The organism is Marinococcus luteus, assembly GCF_900106595.1.
Lineage (GTDB): Bacteria > Bacillota > Bacilli > Bacillales > Marinococcaceae > Marinococcus > Marinococcus luteus.
The window spans coordinates 67068-83048 of sequence record NZ_FNNC01000004.1 but is presented as its reverse complement, the minus strand read 5'-3'; the positions used below and the strand labels follow the sequence as shown (position 1 = coordinate 83048).

The window sequence follows — 15981 nt, the reverse complement described above, 5'->3', positions numbered from 1 at the left end:
AGACAAGAAACGTATACTTTCCCTGTTTTGGAGGAATTATGACATGCAGCATATATTGACTGTAAATCATTACGAAGAAGACAATGAATCATTAACGATGTATCCGGTGGAAGAGTGGCCGGAAAAAGAATGGCAGAAATTAAGCGATGGCGGACAGATGCTTGCAGATTCCGATGCGCTGACACTTGTTTACGTGCTTGATATGGAAGACGAGTTTGTGCAGCTGCGCATTCCAAAAAGAGTGTGGCCTCTTTTGAAAGCAGCTCATGATAATGAAAAGCATGTCTATGTAAAGAACGGAAGTGCGCTGCATTTAGAAAACTTTCATGAAGAAATTGATTATTTAATGGATAATGTGCCTGGAAACGGGAATTATGGTACTGAAATGGTATCTGCATTTGAAGAAGCATTCAACGTATAACCTCATAATAATGTAAATGAGTGGTGGTAAACCATGAGTAACTGGCAGACATTTCTTTCGCCTTATATGCAGGCGGTAGAGGAAATAAAGGTGAAATTAAAAGGATTAAGAGAGCAGTACCAGATGTCTTCACAGCACACTCCGATTGAATTTGTTACCGGGAGGGTCAAGCCAGTAACAAGTATTCTTGATAAAGCCCAGCGCAAAGATATTCCGCTTGATGAAATCGACACAAAAATGCAGGACATTGCCGGTATTCGTATCGTCTGCCAATTTGTCAGCGACATTGATACTATTGTGGAGCTGATGCGGACAAGACAGGATTTTGAGGTTTTGGAGGAACGGGATTACATCAAGGAAAAAAAAGAGAGTGGCTACCGATCTTTTCACATGGTCGTTTCTTATCCTGTGCATACGATTGACGGCCGCAAAGACGTGCTCACAGAGATTCAGGTACGGACATTGGCCATGAATTTCTGGGCTACTATTGAACACTCCTTAAACTATAAGTACAGTGGTGAAATTCCGGAGGATATTAAACATCGGCTGCAGCGCGCTGCAGAAGCTGCGTTTCAACTCGATGAAGAAATGTCTAAAATTAAAGGCGAGGTACGGGAAGCACAGCGTATCTATATGCAAAACAGGGAAAGTGAGGGTCCAAATACATGAGCATCCCGTCCACCGATGAAAACATGCGATATAATGTCACGTCCCGCGGAGACGATACCTCCAACGAAATCAGGGACAAACTGCTTTCCTATCTGAATGAATTCGGACTGATCCATGACGAAGTGAATCCGGATATTGTCATCACTGTGGGAGGCGACGGTACACTTCTTCAGGCGTTCCATCATTATTATGAATCGCTTGAAGATGTATGCTTTGTTGGTATACATACCGGTCATCTCGGTTTTTATGCAGACTGGCAGCCGGAAGAAGTGGAAAAACTGGTGATTCATCTTGCAAAAACACCGTTTCAGGTGGTGGAATATCCGCTGCTTGAAGTAATTGTCCGCTACAATGAACATACGAGATTCGAACGGTACTTAGCCTTAAATGAGTGTATGGTAAAAACGCTCGAAGGATCCCTCGTGTGCAATGTAGATATTAAAGGTGATCATTTTGAAACGTTTCGTGGGGACGGCTTATGTATTTCCACGCCTTCCGGAAGTACGGCATACAACAAATCCCTGGGTGGGGCGATTCTTCACCCTTCCTTATCAAGTATTCAAATATCCGAAATGGCAAGCATTAATAACCGGGTCTACCGGACCATCGGCTCGCCGTTAATTCTTCCGCAGCACCATACCTGTCTTCTGCGCCCGGTTAACGATGTGGATATGCAGATCACTATTGACCATATCACCCTTGTCGATCAGGGGATTGAGTCTATTCAGTACCGGGTGGCAGAAGAAAAAGTACGGTTCGCCCGCTTCCGCCCGTTTCCTTTCTGGAAGCGCGTGAAGGAATCGTTTATCGGGGAATAAAAGGATGCGGACGATTACGTGGAAAGTGCCTGCCGACGCAGAAGGCAGGGAGGTAAAAAGATTTTTGAGCCAGTTTAAGGATGTCTCGCGGCGCGCATGGAAAAAAATAGATACACTTCCCCTGTATATAAATGGGGAAAAAAGCATGGGAAACGACCGGTTAAGTGCCGGGGACGAGCTGCAGATAAGCATTCCATCAGGAACGGTGCCGGCTCATTTTAAAGAGTCCCGGGAGCAGCTGGAAGTGCTTTATGAAGACAAAGACGTCATAGTCGTCAACAAGCCTGCGGGCCTGCCGACGCTTCCCGGGAGAGCAGTAGGGGAGGAATCACTGGCAGGGAGACTTGCGGGCTATCTTCGAAGCAAAGGCATACAGTCCGCCATTCATCCAGTTTCAAGGCTTGATCGCGGAACGAGCGGCATCGTGCCGTTTGCCTGTCATGCATATGCCCACTCCCGAATGGAAAAACATATGAATGCCGGAGCCAAAGAGTACATCGGGATCGTTGAGGGCAGGTGGCCTCAGGAATTTACGTGTATAGATATTCCTATCCGCCCGAGTACGGGCAGTCTGGTGGAACAGGTGGCAGCACCGGACGGTAAAAGAGCTGTGACCACCGCAGAGGTAATCGAAGTACTGCCTGAACACACAGTCTTAAAGTTTGGGTTGGAAACCGGCCGGACGCATCAGATCCGGGTGCATGCCTCTGTCTCAGATTTTCCACTGGTTGGTGATACACTGTATGGGAATAGAAATGAATACTTGAACAGGCAGGCGCTGCACGCCTGCCGGCTGGAGTTCTTTCATCCAGTACGGGAAACAATGATCACCGTTACGGCTCCGCCTCCTGAAGATATTAATGATTTTTTGGCTTCTCAGCGGCTGAAGGTATTTAAGTGATCCGGCTGCAGCGGCAGAGTGGAAGGGATCTCAACGAATTCATGCTCGGGGTAACGATAGGCGGTAAGCTTGTGTCCAAATGAACAGCCTGTATCGATATTTAAGGTCCGGCCGACGAGCCTCGCTTCCCATACAGGAGTATGGCCGTAAATGATGAAAGATCTGCCGCAGTAGGAAGGAGCCCAGTCTATACGCTCAGGTTCACGCCTGGCATTTAGCTTTGTCGGACCGTACAAAACTACATTCCTGGTTTTGCGATCCGTTCGGCCGATCAGTTCCTCTTTCATGCCCCCGTGGGCAGCAAGAACGTTTCCATCGTCGAACAGCTGGTACAGCGGTGCCTGTTCAAACAGGTCCATAAACTTTTGTTTCACCTCCTGCTGCTCGCCAGGGAAAAGTGCTTCCCACTCCTGGATGGTTTTTTCAAGCCCGTGGCCTACCTGGACCGGACGCCCTAAAAACCAGCGGTATAGTTTGTCGCAATGGTTCCCGGGCAAATACAGGGCATTTCCGCTTTTAACCATTTGGTCTGTTATTCGGATGACGTCTATAGAATTCGGCCCGCGGTCCGTGATGTCGCCAACAATTACAAGGTGACGACCGCCGGGGTGCGTGTAATTTTGATTATGATCGTAGCCGAGCACTGAAAGCATTTCGCTCATTTCGTGCGCGCAGCCGTGAATGTCGCTGATAAAGTCAAAGTGCCTGTTCACTCAGACCTCTCCCTTCTGAAAAAATATAACGGCTGTTGGACAGCCCGGCGGTTCAATGATATAAAGGTAAAGAAATTATTTGATATTGATACAATCATATCTAAAGGAGAGACAACGATGCAATTATCACTTGAAGGAAAAACGTTTGTTGTGATGGGTGTTGCCAATAAAAGAAGCATAGCCTGGGGAGCAGCTGAAAGCCTGGCAGAAGCGGGAGCTGATTTAGTATTTACATACGGACAGCAGCGCACCGAAAAAAGTGTCAGAAAATTGGCGGATTCGCTGGACCAGAAAGAACCACTCGTCGTTCAGTGTGATGTCACCAACGATGAGCAGATCCGCGAATGCTTTGCAAAAATTAAAGAAGAAGCGGGAACCATTCACGGTGTCGTTCATTCCCTGGCTTATGCGAAAAGAGAAGAGCTCGAAGGCGAATACTTAAATGCTACCCGTGAAGGATTTCTGCTGGCCCAGGAAATCAGTGCGTACTCCTTTACTGCCGTGGCAAAGGCTGTAAAAGAGTTTGATTTAATGACTGAGGGAGGTTCTTTTGTTACGATGAGCTACCTCGGGGCAGAGCGGATCGTGAATAATTATAACGTTATGGGCGTAGCGAAAGCTTCTTTGGAGGCGAGTACCCGTTATTTAGCGAACGATCTGGGCGCAGATGCCATTAGAGTCAATGCAATCTCAGCCGGTCCGATTCGTACGCTGGCAGCTAAAGGCGTCTCGGGCTTTAATGATACCATCAAGGCTATGGAGGAGCATGCTCCGCTGCGTCGCACGGTTACCCAAAAAGAGGTCGGAGACACCACCGCCTTTCTGATGAGCGGAATGTCGAGTGGAATTACAGGTGAAGTTATCCATGTGGACGGGGGCTATCACGCGTACGGTATGTGAATCAGATCTGCAGGAACATGGTGATAAAAGATGAAAGTAATTAAAGGGTTAAATAATAACGTTGTTATTGCAGAACATGAGGACTACGGGGAAGTTATTCTTACCGGGCGGGGGATCGGCTTTTCTAAACGCCCGGGGGACCTCATTGATGCTGAGACGCCGGAAAAGTTTTTCATACTGAAAAACGAAAATGAACAGACGCAGTACCGACAGTTAATCGAGCATATTGACGAGACGTTTATCGCTTGTATTACAGAAATTCTGCAGGTGCTTGAAGCGGAGTGGGCAGAAACGTTCGAAGAACACATTCATGTAGCGTTAACGGATCATCTAAGTTTTGCACTTGAGAGAACAAAAAAAGGTCTCACAATCAGCAACCCATTTTTAAAAGAAACCCAGCTTGCTTATGAAAAAGAATACCGTGCGGCTGGATGGATCATTGACGAAATTGAACAATGGACAGGGGTGCGGCTTCCGGAAGAGGAAAAAGGGTTTATCGCACTGCACCTGCACGGGGCAGTGACGAGAACGCCGCTCGACCAGGTGAACGCTTATACGAGGCTTGTAAAAGATATGACGGTAATGGTGGAGAAGGCTCTTGATATTCAGCTGTCTCCGGAAGATTTAGATCACCGCCGGCTGTTCCGTCATTTGCAGCAGGCTGTCGCAAGGGTGAGAAATGGTGAGTTCGAGGAGGCGTCTGAACCATTAAAAAAAATGTTGCAGGCAGAGTATCCCTTCTGCTATAATTTGTCCTGGAAGCTCATACGAACGATGCAGCGTGCTTTGCAGACGACGATACCAGAAGGCGAAGCCGTTTATTTAACCATTCATCTGCAAAGGCTTTCATCAAAGCGAAAATATTGATCTAGTGTTCCGTGTTACTGGTAAAGCAGGCATGAGAGAATGCTGATCGCGTTTAAACCAAAGGGAGAAAGAACCAGCTTCTTTTCTCTTTGTGACCTCGCGATTAGTGTATCTCTCATGCCTTTTTTTATGCGCTGGGACCTGTGGTCAATTATGAGCCTTCCAAAAAAACAGTTAGGAGAGATACATATGTGGAAACAGTCATTTGGCGTACTTCAGCGTATCGGGCGCGCCCTGATGCTTCCGGTTGCCCTTCTTCCAGCGGCCGGCCTGCTTCTTGCTATCGGTACCGCCATGCAGGAAGAGCAAATGATCGAACTGCTGCCATTTCTGACTTCTGCTCCGGCAGAATTAATTGCCGAGTTGATGTCGGAAGCTGGCGGGGTAGTATTTGATAATTTAGCGGTGTTATTTGCGGTTGGTGTAGCACTCGGCCTGGCAGGAGACGGGGTTGCAGCTCTTGCCGCACTGATTGGGTTTATGATTATAAACGTTACGATGAGCGTATTATTAAGTGTTAATACAGATATGCTTGAAGAGCCGGGCTACGCGTCAGTACTGGGCATTCCCACACTTCAGACAGGGGTGTTTGGAGGAATTATCGCCGGTATATTAGGAGCAGTGATGTACCAACGCTTTTATAATATTAATCTGCCAACCTACTTAGGATTTTTCGCAGGAAAAAGATTTGTACCGATTGCTACCGCTGTTGGCGGTCTGGTTATCGGTGCTGCTTTGACACTCGTTTGGCCTCCAATTCAAAGCGGATTGAATTCCCTGTCCCTCTATGTGACAGAATCAAACCAAACGCTCTCCGCATTTATTTTCGGTGTGCTGGAACGTTCCCTCGTACCATTCGGCCTGCACCACATTTTCTATTCACCGTTCTGGTTCGAATTTGGAAGCTATGTGAACGAGGCGGGAGAAACGGTCAATGGTGACCAGCGGATTTTCTTTGAACAGATGAAAGACGGTGTGCCATTTACTGCCGGAACGTTCATGACAGGGAAATTCCCGTTCATGATGTTCGGTCTTCCGGCTGCGGCCCTCGCAATTTACCACTGTGCCCGTCCGGAAAATAAAAAGATGGTCGCAGGTATCATGGGTTCAGCGGCATTGACTTCGTTTCTGACAGGTATTACTGAGCCGCTTGAATTCAGCTTCTTGTTTGTAGCACCGCTTTTGTTTGCGATTCACGCGATTTTTGCCGGATTTTCCTTTATGATTATGCAGCTGCTTGATGTCAAAATTGGCATGACCTTCTCCGGAGGGGTTATCGACTTTCTGCTCTTCGGAATCGTGCCAAACCGGACAGAATGGTGGCTCGTTATTCCGGTGGGACTATGCTTTGCGTTAATTTATTACTTCGGATTCCGGTTTGCTATTCAAAAATTCAACCTGATGACTCCGGGACGCGAAGCTGCTGCAGAAGGCGCCGCTGGAATGTCTGGTGCAGCTTCTGATGAGGAACTGCCAAGAGAAATCATCGCTGCGTTTGGCGGCCAGGAAAACTTGAAACACCTGGACGCCTGCATCACAAGGCTTAGGATCACAGTCAATGAAAAAGATAAAGTGAATAAAGATCAGCTCAAAGCACTGGGTGCTTCCGGTGTGATGGAAGTCGGCAATAACGTTCAGGCGATTTTTGGTCCAAAATCAGATTCGATTAAATCTCAGATGCAGGACGTTATTGCAGGAAAAACGCCTGAACCGATAGCAGAAAAAGAAGCAGCAGCTACTGTAATGGATACTGCTTCTGCTGAAGATATCCAGGCCATGTCTATTACAAGTCCGGCCACCGGCCGGTTGATCCGTATCGATGAAGTGGAAGATGAAGTGTTTTCCGGAAAAATGATGGGAGACGGATTTGCAATTGTGCCGGAAGAAGGCACCTTCCATGCGCCTGCCGATGGTACTATTACTACTGTGTTCCCGACGAAACACGCTGTAGGGATGCAGACCGACGAAGGCACAGAGATTCTCATCCATATCGGTCTGGATACGGTAAATATGAAAGGCGAAGGCTTCGAGGTTTTTGTAACAGAAAACGATAAGGTAAAGCAGGGAGATATACTTGTTAAAGCTGACCTTGGGAAAATCCGCCAGGAAGCAGCTTCTACAACGACACCAGTAGTGTTCACCAATCTGGATAAAGAATATACTGTCAGTGTAGAGAGTGGAAAAACGGTTCGGGCGGAGGAAGACGATATTATTACGATTAAATAACGTTCTGAAATGCTTAATATATGGAAACAAGGGTAAAGAATACTAGTGATCATTTTTTCAGCAATCCATGCTTGTAACCAGTGGAGTAGGGTCTGAACATGGCACTTGTAGTTCCATATATTAATGCCTCAGCCGTTAATTATGCCAACCGTCAGCAGCCGCCGGCAAAACCTGAAGTACACCGCGTTCAGCGGGTACAGCCGGTAGAGCCGAAACGATATTCGAGTGAGCAGCAGGAAGCGTATAAGGCACTCGAAAAGAGGGCTGAGCGTATTTTAAAAGAAGAAAATAAAAAAAGGGCGGCGCATTCATACGCTTGCCTGAGAGAGCTGCCGTCCGGCAGTTCTCTTTTTATTATGGAAAAGGAGGGAAAGTGGTTGAAACAGGAAAAATCGGTGGGGACGTGCGAGCTTTGCGGAAGAGAAGAAGTCGAACGAACGGTGCACCACCTGGTGCCAAAGGATGAAGGAGGAACACACGGTGCAACTGTCTGGCTGTGCAAAGCCTGTCATCGTCAGATACATGCTTTATACAGCAATAAAGAGCTGGCCGTAAGGCTGAACACAATTGAACGGCTGCGGGCCGATGAAAAAATTTGGCGGTTTATTAAATGGATACGAAAGCAACGGGGAGAAAAAAGAGTGAAGGTACGACGGTCGAAAACGAAAAAAAGATGAGCATCTCTGCTCACCAGCTAAGTGACTTTTTCATTTCCACATGAGGGATCCCGGCATCCATAAACTCTCCGGAGGTGACTTCGTATCCGAGGGATTGATAAAAGCCGGAAGCATACTTTTGTGCGTTGAGCTTCATGACGGGCTTTTCCATTTCCAGCGCTTTATACTCCATGGCCTGCATGAGCAGACGGCCGCTTCCGGTCCCGCGGAAGGAAGAGTAAATACATACACGTTCCGCTTTAGCGTAGTCCTCTTCAAGCCGGAGCCGGGATGCTCCAATTGCCTGCTCGCCGTCATATACGACGAAATGGACAGCTTCTTCTTCAAATTCATCAATTTCTTCTTCCTCAGGCACGTTCTGTTCCTCGACGAAAACGTCAAAACGGACACGGAAGGCATCTTCGAGCTGCTGCCTGTTACTTACTTCGTACACTTCAATCATAAAACGCAGTCCTTCCTCAATCTAGTTCAATATCAAACATGTAAGCAAGCGAATGAAGCACGTCCTGCTCCCACACCTTCCATAAATGCCCGCCCTCGAGTTCTTTATAATGATAGTGGGACGCTTTGACGGAAAGGTATTCGTACAAATCACGGTTTGGTTTCAGAAAATCTTCGACCGTACCAGCTGTCGTGTCTACTTCCTGCTCTTCAGTTCCAATGGTATGGTACATCGTAAAGGAAGGCCAGTCCTCTGAGTTTTTCAGGGCATTGAATACCGTTTCGTTAACAAGCGGGGAATGCATTACGACCCGCTGAAAAATGTTAGGATAGCGGAGAGAAGCCATTAAAGAAACTGTACCTCCGAGTGAATCGCCAAGCAGGGTCCTCGCTTCAGGTGAAGACTCAGCGTGATACTCTTTTTCCATAAATGGAAGGAGTTCTGAGGCCATAAATTGAAGATAATCATTATGGCCGTCCTCATCGGGATGGTACCAGTTTCGTCGCTGGCGCACAGAAGGATAGGGCACGCCGACGATTACTGTGTCGGGAGCTCCTTCCTCCATCGCCTGTTCGGCGTAGCGGACTAAATGGCCGAGCCGGAAGTAATCCTTACCGTCTTGGGCGATGATTAAATGGTATGTAGACATAGGAGTGAATCCATCCGGGGTATAAATACGTAAATCAAACGAGTGATCCAATATTTCACTGTGAAATGTGACATCCTGCTGGGTGCCGTCCATAACGTTTCACAATCCTTTCATAGGGAAATAGTATTGGTGGAGTCCCTTATTGTTGCAATAGCTATTGTAACATAATTTTAAGGGCTTTTATGTATTCCGGATTGCACTCGACAAAGGAGGCAGCAATATGACTAAAGAAAAAGTTTCAAGTGAAAAAGTAGAAAAAGCAGCAAGGGATATGCTCGAGGAGCGTGGAGTTTCCCTTCAGGACATTGCAGATATCGTATATAATATGCAGGCAAAATACGCACCAAATCTGACAATGGACGACTGCCTGGAAAGCGTGGATGCTGTATTGTATAAAAGAGAAATTCAGCATGCTATCTTAGTGGGCGTGGAAATCGACAAGCTGGCTGAAAATAACCAGCTGTCTGAGCCTCTGCAGTCACTGGTTGATACGGATGAAGGCCTATTTGGTATTGACGAAACGGTGGCGCTTGGTTCGGTATTTGGGTTCGGAAGTATAGCCGTTACCACATTTGGATATTTGGATAAAGCCAAAGACGGTATTATTAACGATTTGGATACGAGCGAAGACAAAGTGCATACCTTTTTGGATGATCTGGTCGCAAGCATTGCTTCGAGTGCTTCTGCACGTCTTGCCCACCGGATGCGTGATAAGGAAGAAGAGCGCACGAGCAAGCAGATTAAACACCGGGAGGATGAAGAATTGATCGGCTGAAAGTTAAAATAAGTAACCCCGCAGTTTTTTGGCTGCGGGGTTTTTGTGTAGATAATCATTGTGCTTAACAAATAAAGCAATTGGGAGTACAATATGTAGAGAAAAAGCAAACTTAAATATACGATAAAGGAGTAGAAATTCTAGTGCAAGAAACCAAACCACGTTGGATATACTGGAAAAAGACCTTCCATTCAAAGTTTCAAGCCGGCTGCCTCAAAGCAAAGCTGGAAGAAAACTGGCACAACGGATACGAACTGGGCCCGCTCGTAGAAATAAGAAAGCTGCGCTCCAATAAATATGTAGTGCGATATACGTACGATGAAGCTTAAAGCTTACACATACAGCTTTAGAAAAAATAGATTGAATAAGAAAAGGTAAGAGCCGTTTTATGCCAGGGGACATAAAGCGGCTCTTAGTTATGATAAGCTATTCAGTGCTTTCCTTCCATCCTTGTTCAAACAGCATTTTGCCCGGCCAGGTGTAGGCCATCAGCCCCCCATCAGCTAAAATAGTTTCCCCAGTAACAAAAGAACTATCATCCGAGGCAAGAAAAAGAGCTACCGTAGCCATTTCCCGGGGATCTCCAAGTCGTCCCATTGGAGTCACCCATTTTTGTGCCTCGCGGAACTGCCGGCCGCTTTCTTCCTCTTGGCTGCCGGCAAGGTCATCAACCAACGGAGTTTCAATAGTCCCGGGAGCGAGGGCATTCGCCCTGATTTTATTACGGCCGTAATCAATCGCCATTGCTTTCGTCATATTCGTGATACCGCCTTTGGCCGCGTTATAGCCTGAACGGTCCAGGTCAGCAGCGAGTCCGGACATGGAAGAGACGTTGATAATAGAGCCGCCGTTTTCAAGCATTAACGGTATTATATATTTGCTCACTAAAAAGGTCCCCCGCAGATCAACACTCATAATCTGATCGAATAATTCGACCGGATATTCATGAAGTTTGCCACCCTCCTGATCGATACCGGCATTATTGAATAAAACATCGATGGTACCATAAGTGCTTTTCACATGTTCTGCAAACTCCTGAACACTTGATTCGCTTGAAACGTCAAGCTTAACAGAAGCAGCTTTGCCGTTATTATTATTGATGGAAGAGACAGTCTCAAGCAAATCGTTTTCATTCACATCAGCGCAAACAACTTCTGCTCCTTCTTCTGCAAACACCGCAGCCGTGGCCTTTCCAATCCCGTTCGCAGCACCAGTTATAACTGCTGTTTTTCCATTTAATTTTCCCATAGGTATTTCTCCTTTCAAAAATAGCAGGTCTCAGCCTGATACCAATACCTGTTCCTGTCTCTTTGTAAACATTTGTAAACGAATGCATGAAATTATTTATATATTTGCATGAAATAAAGAACGGCGGCATAATTTTAGATAGAGGATAAAATCGTTAGAATGCAGAAAAGAGGAAGGCTGATGAAACGCATTACCGTAGTTGGCGGGGGAATTACAGGACTCACTATTATGTATTACCTGCAGAAATGGAAATTGGAAAGCAACAGCGATATTGAATTGACACTTGTGGAAAAAGAAGAAAAAGCAGGCGGTAAAATACGAACCGTCCATCATGAAGATTTTATTATGGAGACTGGGGCTGATTCTGTTGTAGCCAGGCACAGCGCGGTGCTTCCATTAGTTAAAGAGGTGGGACTCGAAGAAGAAATGGTGTATAACAGCACCGGAGTGTCGTACCTGTATGTAAAAGATCAGCTGTATCCGCTCCCGAAGGATGCAGTCTTTGGCATTCCATCGGGCCCAGTGTCGCTTTTAAAAAGTCCGCTTATTTCCTGGAAAGGAAAGATTCGGGCACTTGGGGACTACGTAAAAAAGAATAAAACCTTCACGAAAGAAAGCTCGGTAGGGGAGTTCCTTGAATCCTTTCTGGGCCGTGAACTGGTGAAAAACCAAATTGCACCGGTTTTGTCCGGCGTGTATTCAGGGGATATTTACTCACTTACTATGGCATCGACGCTGCCGTATCTGGTGGATTATAAAAATGATTTTGGAAGCATCATGCGGGGAGTTGCTAAAAACAAAAAAACATTCGGAGCGGGTGGGGGGAAAAAATTCATTTCCTTCCAAAATGGTTTGTCTTCGCTGCCGGAGGCGCTGCTTTCAAAATTAACCGAAACAGAGGTGCTGTTTGGACGGCAGGTGGAGCATATCAAAAAGAAAGACGAAGCGTATCAGGTGAATCTCGACAGCGGAGAAAGCCTGCACACAGACGCCATAGTTATAGCTGCACCGCACCGTACTGCAGCACATATGCTGCAGGATGAAGAGATGACAAAAACATTTAACGAGTTCCAGAGTTCATCTCTTTTAAGTGTGTATGCTGGTTTTTCTCTGCCGCCAGACAGTCTGCCGCGGGACGGGACGGGATTTATCGTTTCAGAGAACAGCGATCTTGAATGTAATGCATGCACATGGAGCAACCGGAAATGGACCCATACTTCGAAAGGGGAAAATGTGCTGGTGCGTTTGTTTTACAAAAGCTCCAAGCCTGCGTATCAACGAATGCAGGAAGGAGGAGAAGAACAGATAAAGCAGACAGCGCTAAATGACCTGAAGAAAAGCCTTCATATTGAACAGGAGCCAGTAAGGCTGGAAGTAACAGACTGGGAACAGCTGATGCCAAATTATCACATCGGGCATCAGTCAGCTGTCGAAGAGCTTGAAAGGCTTCTGAAAGAGAAGTTTCCAGGTGTTCACGTGGCCGGTGCTTCGTATTACGGGGTTGGTATCGGCGCCTGCATTCAAAACGGGATTAATACTGCCGAAGCTCTGTACAAAAGTATTTAAAAGCACGCCTCTTCCAAAAGGAAAAGGCGTGCTTTTTTACGTATCAATTGAATGCCTGCTGCGCAGGTACTCCTTCATAACCGCCTGCTGGCCGTCTACGATTGTTTCAGGCAGGGCCGAAGGATCCAAAAAAGCCACCGATGCTGACTCATTAGGATCAGGCTGGATGGTACCTTCTAAATGATCAGCGGTGTAGGCAACAATTACACAGTAAAAAGGGTCACCGTTCGGGGCAATCACAAACGTATCCTCCCCGGAGTACACATTAAACAGGTGGAGGCCGCCGGCATGGAGACCTGTTTCTTCCAGGGTTTCCCGGACTGCTGTTTCTTCGGCCGTTTCCCCGAGCTCCATTAACCCTCCTGGAAAACTCCAGCTTCCCGGGGGATTGGTTCTTTCCTGCAGCAGAATACGGCCTTCATCGTTTTCTGCAATAACGAGAGCGCCCACGAGAATTACTGTTTCTTTTCCGACGAGCCGCCTTAGGTTTTCTACATACCCCACATGAAACTCCCTCTCCGTAGTGTTTTCTCTACCATATCATGAAAATATGGGCAGGAGAAAAGCAGTATCAATATTCATACGTAAAAATATGGTATGTTAAAGTGAAAGAATCAATAAAAATCGAGATGTGAATAAATTTCGCCGGTATTGCAGGATAAATACTGTATAAACTGATCGAAAACCGGGAACAATAAATTAAAAGCAGGAAATCGAGAGCGAAGTAACAGGGGGACGCTTGTATGTTTAAACGATTATTAATTGCAGTAGATGGTTCCGACCACTCTGCCCGAGCAGTGGAAAAAGCAATTGAAAGTATCGCGCCGGTTCGAGCAGAAATTTACGTGGAGGTAGTCTATGCCACCGCCTCTGTGCAGCCGAAATCAAACCGGCTCAGTGAACACGAATTGTATATCCGGAAGCAGAACGAAGAAGAAATCCTGCAGCCGGCGGTCGAACGACTGAGCGCAGAAGGAATAAGAGCAGAAAAAGTGGTGCTCCACGGGGACCCGGCAGCGGCTATCAGTGAATACGCCAACGAATACGATTTTGATTGTGTTGTTGTAGGGAGCAGAGGGCTGAATCCGCTGCAGAAAATGGTTATTGGCAGCGTCAGCAGAAAAATTGTGGAACAGATCCGGCACCCCGTGCTTGTTGTAAAATAATTATACAATAGTGGATATGGTATGGTTGCTGTATGAAAATTACTGTCGTTTGTGATGATTTCAGAGCTGATCGTCGAGACTACGAATGATTCTTCTCCTCCCGACAATAGGAATATTCTGTGCGCTGCCGGCTAAAAATCCGCAGACGCAAACATGAAAGCTGCCATTTTTACAGGCGGCTTTTTATGATTCGCAAAATTCTTTTCGTGGTGTACGTTTGTCCATTACAAACAGGCATAGGAGTGGTAGAATGGTTTTCGTGCTGAATAAATATTATACATAGGAGTTTTCCACATGGCAGAACAAGAAGAGAAGTTAGAGAGAGCCGTAGGGGCAAAATCTATCGAAAATTTGGATTTCAGGCTTGGGGCTTTTGGAGCTGCGGTCCCGTTGTTGTTTTTTGTTGTTTGGGCGATAACTACCAGTGTGCTCCAGTTGTCTTCTGAGATTGGACTGGTCCTGGGGGCGCTCATCGGACTGACCCTTGGCATGATGTTTTGTAAAAGCCGGTGGGCAGACTACGCCCAGGGGCTGTTTGACGGTCTGGCCCAGCCTATCGGCGTAATCGCCATGGTAGCCTGGTTTTATGCGGGGATGTTTGCCCAGGTGCTGCAGGTAGGTGGGCTAGTAGAAGGGCTTGTATGGACAGGAATAGCAACAGGTGTGACAGGGGGCCTGTTCACCGCAGTAACATTTCTGCTTGCTGCAGTCTTTTCTACAGCGGTCGGCACGGGCTATGGTACGACCGTGGCGTTTTGTACACTAATGTTTCCAGCCGGCGTAGCTACAGGAGCGGACCCGGTGCTGCTGTTCGCTGCAATACTTGCCGGTGCGGTATTTGGCGACAATCTTGCGCCTGTTTCTGATACTACGATCGTTTCAGCGACAACGCAGAATGCGGATGTGCCGGGCGTGGTACGCAGCCGGTTCAAATATGCAGTAGCAGCAGCTATTCCAAGTGCAGTATTATTTGCGGTATTTGGCGGGGGAGGCGACAGTGCTGTCTCCGGCGTTTCTGCGGCAAACGTGGTGGAAGACGTTTCGCCGGGCGGCCTGATTATGCTTCTGCCATTTTTACTCGTGCTTATATTAGCATTATCCGGCCAGCATTTAATTACTTCATTAACGTGGGGAATTGTGTCTGCCATTCCGTTAATCGTAATTTCCGGTCTTGGTTCACTGTCAGATATTATTCGTTTTAACCCTGAAGCAGATGCTGTAGTCGAAGGGGCTTTAATCGATGGTGTCACCGGCTATTTGAACATGGCCATTTTGATTTTATTAATTGTGGCGGCAGCTTATTTAATGAGACTCGGTGGAACTATGCAGGCGATTACCAACGGCCTGGTTCGCTGGATTAAAAATTCTGTGCGCCGGGCAGAACTGTCGATGTGGGGCATTGTAGCTCTTTTGAACAGTTCCATTACGATCAACACGGCTGCGGAAATTGCAGCTGCCCCGTTTGTCCGGGATATCGGGGAGAAATACGGGATTCACCGTTACCGCCGGGCGAACCTGCTTGACGCAGTAACATCGGCGCTCGGCTACATTTTCCCGTGGGGAGCTCCGGTGCTTCTTGGCTGGTCTACGATTCAGACTATGCAGGAGCAGTACAACTGGCTGCCGGTGGTTGAACCTACTGCAGTATTTCCTTTCGTCTTCCAGGGGTGGTTTCTTGTCCTGATTATGCTGCTTGCAGCGATTACCGGATGGGGCCGCCGCTACGAAGGAAAGAACGGGGAAGAACTTCGCGAACGTCCTTCAGAATAAACCAAAAGCGCGCTGCTTCGGCAGCGTGCTTTGTTTATGGCATTTTTTTGAAGAAGCAGAGGCTGTTGTTATATTATCTGCGAAACAACAATATCAGAATGAAGAAAATTAGTGAAAATGCATGAAAAAAGTTTCTATTTTGAATCAGGATGACCAATGAACTCTGTCTTTGA

At 46.9% G+C, this 15981-nt stretch carries 18 protein-coding genes; 13 read left to right on the top strand and 5 right to left on the bottom strand.

Annotated elements, in window-relative coordinates; all coding sequences use genetic code 11:
* The first annotated feature begins 43 nt into the window (after positions 1 to 43).
* From BLV22_RS09615 to BLV22_RS09600, 4 genes are read left to right on the top strand one after another with little or no spacing between them, the layout of a single operon-like run.
* A complete protein-coding gene (locus BLV22_RS09615; RefSeq protein WP_091614483.1) occupies positions 44 to 421 on the top strand; it encodes a UPF0738 family protein in 378 nt (125 codons plus the stop codon).
* A gap of 33 nt (positions 422 to 454) precedes the next feature.
* The gene (gene yjbM / locus BLV22_RS09610) at positions 455 to 1090 is read left to right on the top strand and encodes a GTP diphosphokinase (RefSeq protein WP_091614480.1); all 636 of its coding nucleotides are present in this window, start codon (positions 455 to 457) and stop codon (positions 1088 to 1090) included.
* A 23-nt stretch (positions 1091 to 1113) separates the two neighbouring features.
* Positions 1114 to 1908, top strand: coding sequence for an NAD kinase (locus BLV22_RS09605; protein WP_091614940.1), 795 nt, complete (start codon positions 1114 to 1116; stop codon positions 1906 to 1908).
* 4 nt (positions 1909 to 1912) lie between these two features.
* A complete protein-coding gene (locus BLV22_RS09600) occupies positions 1913 to 2809 on the top strand; it encodes an RluA family pseudouridine synthase (protein ID WP_091614477.1) in 897 nt (298 codons plus the stop codon).
* On the opposite strand, the gene prpE is transcribed toward BLV22_RS09600, so the two are convergent.
* A complete protein-coding gene (gene prpE, locus BLV22_RS09595) occupies positions 2785 to 3522 on the bottom strand; it encodes a bis(5'-nucleosyl)-tetraphosphatase PrpE (protein ID WP_281241108.1) in 738 nt (245 codons plus the stop codon). The two genes, BLV22_RS09600 and prpE, sit on opposite strands and share 25 nt — an antisense overlap.
* Before the next feature lie 117 nt (positions 3523 to 3639).
* Here prpE and fabI point away from each other — a divergent pair, with 117 nt between their 5' ends.
* The 4 genes from fabI to BLV22_RS09575 all read left to right on the top strand — a co-directional run bounded on the left by fabI (position 3640) and on the right by BLV22_RS09575 (position 8192).
* Positions 3640 to 4422, top strand: a complete 783-nt coding sequence (gene fabI / locus BLV22_RS09590; RefSeq protein ID WP_091614475.1) for an enoyl-ACP reductase FabI — start codon at positions 3640 to 3642, stop codon at positions 4420 to 4422.
* A 30-nt stretch (positions 4423 to 4452) separates the two neighbouring features.
* Entirely contained in the window at positions 4453 to 5289 is an 837-nt protein-coding gene (glcT, locus tag BLV22_RS09585; protein WP_091614472.1) for a glucose PTS transporter transcription antiterminator GlcT, read from the top strand.
* A gap of 189 nt (positions 5290 to 5478) precedes the next feature.
* Complete coding sequence (gene ptsG, locus BLV22_RS09580) at positions 5479 to 7515, top strand: glucose-specific PTS transporter subunit IIBC (RefSeq protein WP_091614470.1); 2037 nt, start codon at positions 5479 to 5481, stop codon at positions 7513 to 7515.
* A 356-nt stretch (positions 7516 to 7871) separates the two neighbouring features.
* Complete coding sequence (locus BLV22_RS09575; RefSeq protein WP_091614935.1) at positions 7872 to 8192, top strand: HNH endonuclease; 321 nt, start codon at positions 7872 to 7874, stop codon at positions 8190 to 8192.
* Positions 8193 to 8202: 10 nt separating this feature from the next.
* Here the strand turns inward: BLV22_RS09575 and BLV22_RS09570 are convergent, their stop codons facing one another.
* Both BLV22_RS09570 and BLV22_RS09565 read right to left on the bottom strand, forming a co-directional pair.
* A complete protein-coding gene (locus tag BLV22_RS09570; RefSeq protein ID WP_176967742.1) occupies positions 8203 to 8631 on the bottom strand; it encodes a GNAT family N-acetyltransferase in 429 nt (142 codons plus the stop codon).
* Between the two features lie 19 nt (positions 8632 to 8650).
* The gene (locus tag BLV22_RS09565; RefSeq protein ID WP_091614464.1) at positions 8651 to 9376 is read right to left on the bottom strand and encodes an alpha/beta hydrolase; all 726 of its coding nucleotides are present in this window, start codon (positions 9374 to 9376) and stop codon (positions 8651 to 8653) included.
* 127 nt (positions 9377 to 9503) lie between these two features.
* Between BLV22_RS09565 and BLV22_RS09560 the strand changes: the two genes are divergently transcribed.
* The gene (locus tag BLV22_RS09560; RefSeq protein ID WP_091614462.1) at positions 9504 to 10058 is read left to right on the top strand and encodes a phosphatidylglycerophosphatase A family protein; all 555 of its coding nucleotides are present in this window, start codon (positions 9504 to 9506) and stop codon (positions 10056 to 10058) included.
* Positions 10059 to 10201: 143 nt separating this feature from the next.
* Positions 10202 to 10387, top strand: a complete 186-nt coding sequence (locus BLV22_RS15185; protein WP_022795241.1) for a hypothetical protein — start codon at positions 10202 to 10204, stop codon at positions 10385 to 10387.
* 97 nt (positions 10388 to 10484) lie between these two features.
* Here the strand turns inward: BLV22_RS15185 and BLV22_RS09550 are convergent, their stop codons facing one another.
* Positions 10485 to 11306, bottom strand: a complete 822-nt coding sequence (locus BLV22_RS09550) for an SDR family oxidoreductase (protein WP_091614459.1) — start codon at positions 11304 to 11306, stop codon at positions 10485 to 10487.
* 180 nt (positions 11307 to 11486) lie between these two features.
* Here BLV22_RS09550 and hemG point away from each other — a divergent pair, with 180 nt between their 5' ends.
* Complete coding sequence (hemG, locus tag BLV22_RS09545; protein WP_091614457.1) at positions 11487 to 12872, top strand: protoporphyrinogen oxidase; 1386 nt, start codon at positions 11487 to 11489, stop codon at positions 12870 to 12872.
* A 36-nt stretch (positions 12873 to 12908) separates the two neighbouring features.
* Here hemG and BLV22_RS09540 read toward each other — a convergent pair whose 3' ends face one another.
* Positions 12909 to 13376 (bottom strand): NUDIX hydrolase, encoded by a 468-nt coding sequence (locus tag BLV22_RS09540; RefSeq protein ID WP_091614454.1) that lies wholly within the window; start codon positions 13374 to 13376, stop codon positions 12909 to 12911.
* A 239-nt stretch (positions 13377 to 13615) separates the two neighbouring features.
* On the opposite strand from BLV22_RS09540, the gene BLV22_RS09535 reads away from it, so the two are divergent.
* Positions 13616 to 14038 carry a universal stress protein gene (locus BLV22_RS09535; RefSeq protein ID WP_091614452.1) on the top strand — a complete coding sequence of 141 codons (423 nt, stop codon included), beginning with the start codon at positions 13616 to 13618 and terminating at the stop codon, positions 14036 to 14038.
* A gap of 294 nt (positions 14039 to 14332) precedes the next feature.
* Entirely contained in the window at positions 14333 to 15808 is a 1476-nt protein-coding gene (locus BLV22_RS09530) for a Na+/H+ antiporter NhaC family protein (RefSeq protein ID WP_091614449.1), read from the top strand.
* Positions 15809 to 15981: the final 173 nt, after the last annotated feature.

Bases quoted from the DNA above. Each gene is read 5' to 3' on its own strand.
- BLV22_RS09615 (WP_091614483.1), top strand. From the start codon at position 44: ATGCAGCATATATTGACTGTAAATCATTACGAAGAAGACAATGAATCA.
- yjbM (WP_091614480.1), top strand. From the start codon at position 455: ATGAGTAACTGGCAGACATTTCTTTCGCCTTATATGCAGGCGGTAGAG.
- BLV22_RS09605 (WP_091614940.1), top strand. From the start codon at position 1,114: ATGCGATATAATGTCACGTCCCGCGGAGACGATACCTCCAACGAAATC.
- BLV22_RS09600 (WP_091614477.1), top strand. From the start codon at position 1,913: ATGCGGACGATTACGTGGAAAGTGCCTGCCGACGCAGAAGGCAGGGAG.
- fabI (WP_091614475.1), top strand. From the start codon at position 3,640: ATGCAATTATCACTTGAAGGAAAAACGTTTGTTGTGATGGGTGTTGCC.
- glcT (WP_091614472.1), top strand. From the start codon at position 4,453: ATGAAAGTAATTAAAGGGTTAAATAATAACGTTGTTATTGCAGAACAT.
- ptsG (WP_091614470.1), top strand. From the start codon at position 5,479: ATGTGGAAACAGTCATTTGGCGTACTTCAGCGTATCGGGCGCGCCCTG.
- BLV22_RS09575 (WP_091614935.1), top strand. From the start codon at position 7,872: ATGGAAAAGGAGGGAAAGTGGTTGAAACAGGAAAAATCGGTGGGGACG.
- BLV22_RS09565 (WP_091614464.1), bottom strand. From the start codon at position 9,376: ATGGACGGCACCCAGCAGGATGTCACATTTCACAGTGAAATATTGGAT.
- BLV22_RS09560 (WP_091614462.1), top strand. From the start codon at position 9,504: ATGACTAAAGAAAAAGTTTCAAGTGAAAAAGTAGAAAAAGCAGCAAGG.
- BLV22_RS09550 (WP_091614459.1), bottom strand. From the start codon at position 11,306: ATGGGAAAATTAAATGGAAAAACAGCAGTTATAACTGGTGCTGCGAAC.
- hemG (WP_091614457.1), top strand. From the start codon at position 11,487: ATGAAACGCATTACCGTAGTTGGCGGGGGAATTACAGGACTCACTATT.
- BLV22_RS09535 (WP_091614452.1), top strand. From the start codon at position 13,616: ATGTTTAAACGATTATTAATTGCAGTAGATGGTTCCGACCACTCTGCC.
- BLV22_RS09530 (WP_091614449.1), top strand. From the start codon at position 14,333: ATGGCAGAACAAGAAGAGAAGTTAGAGAGAGCCGTAGGGGCAAAATCT.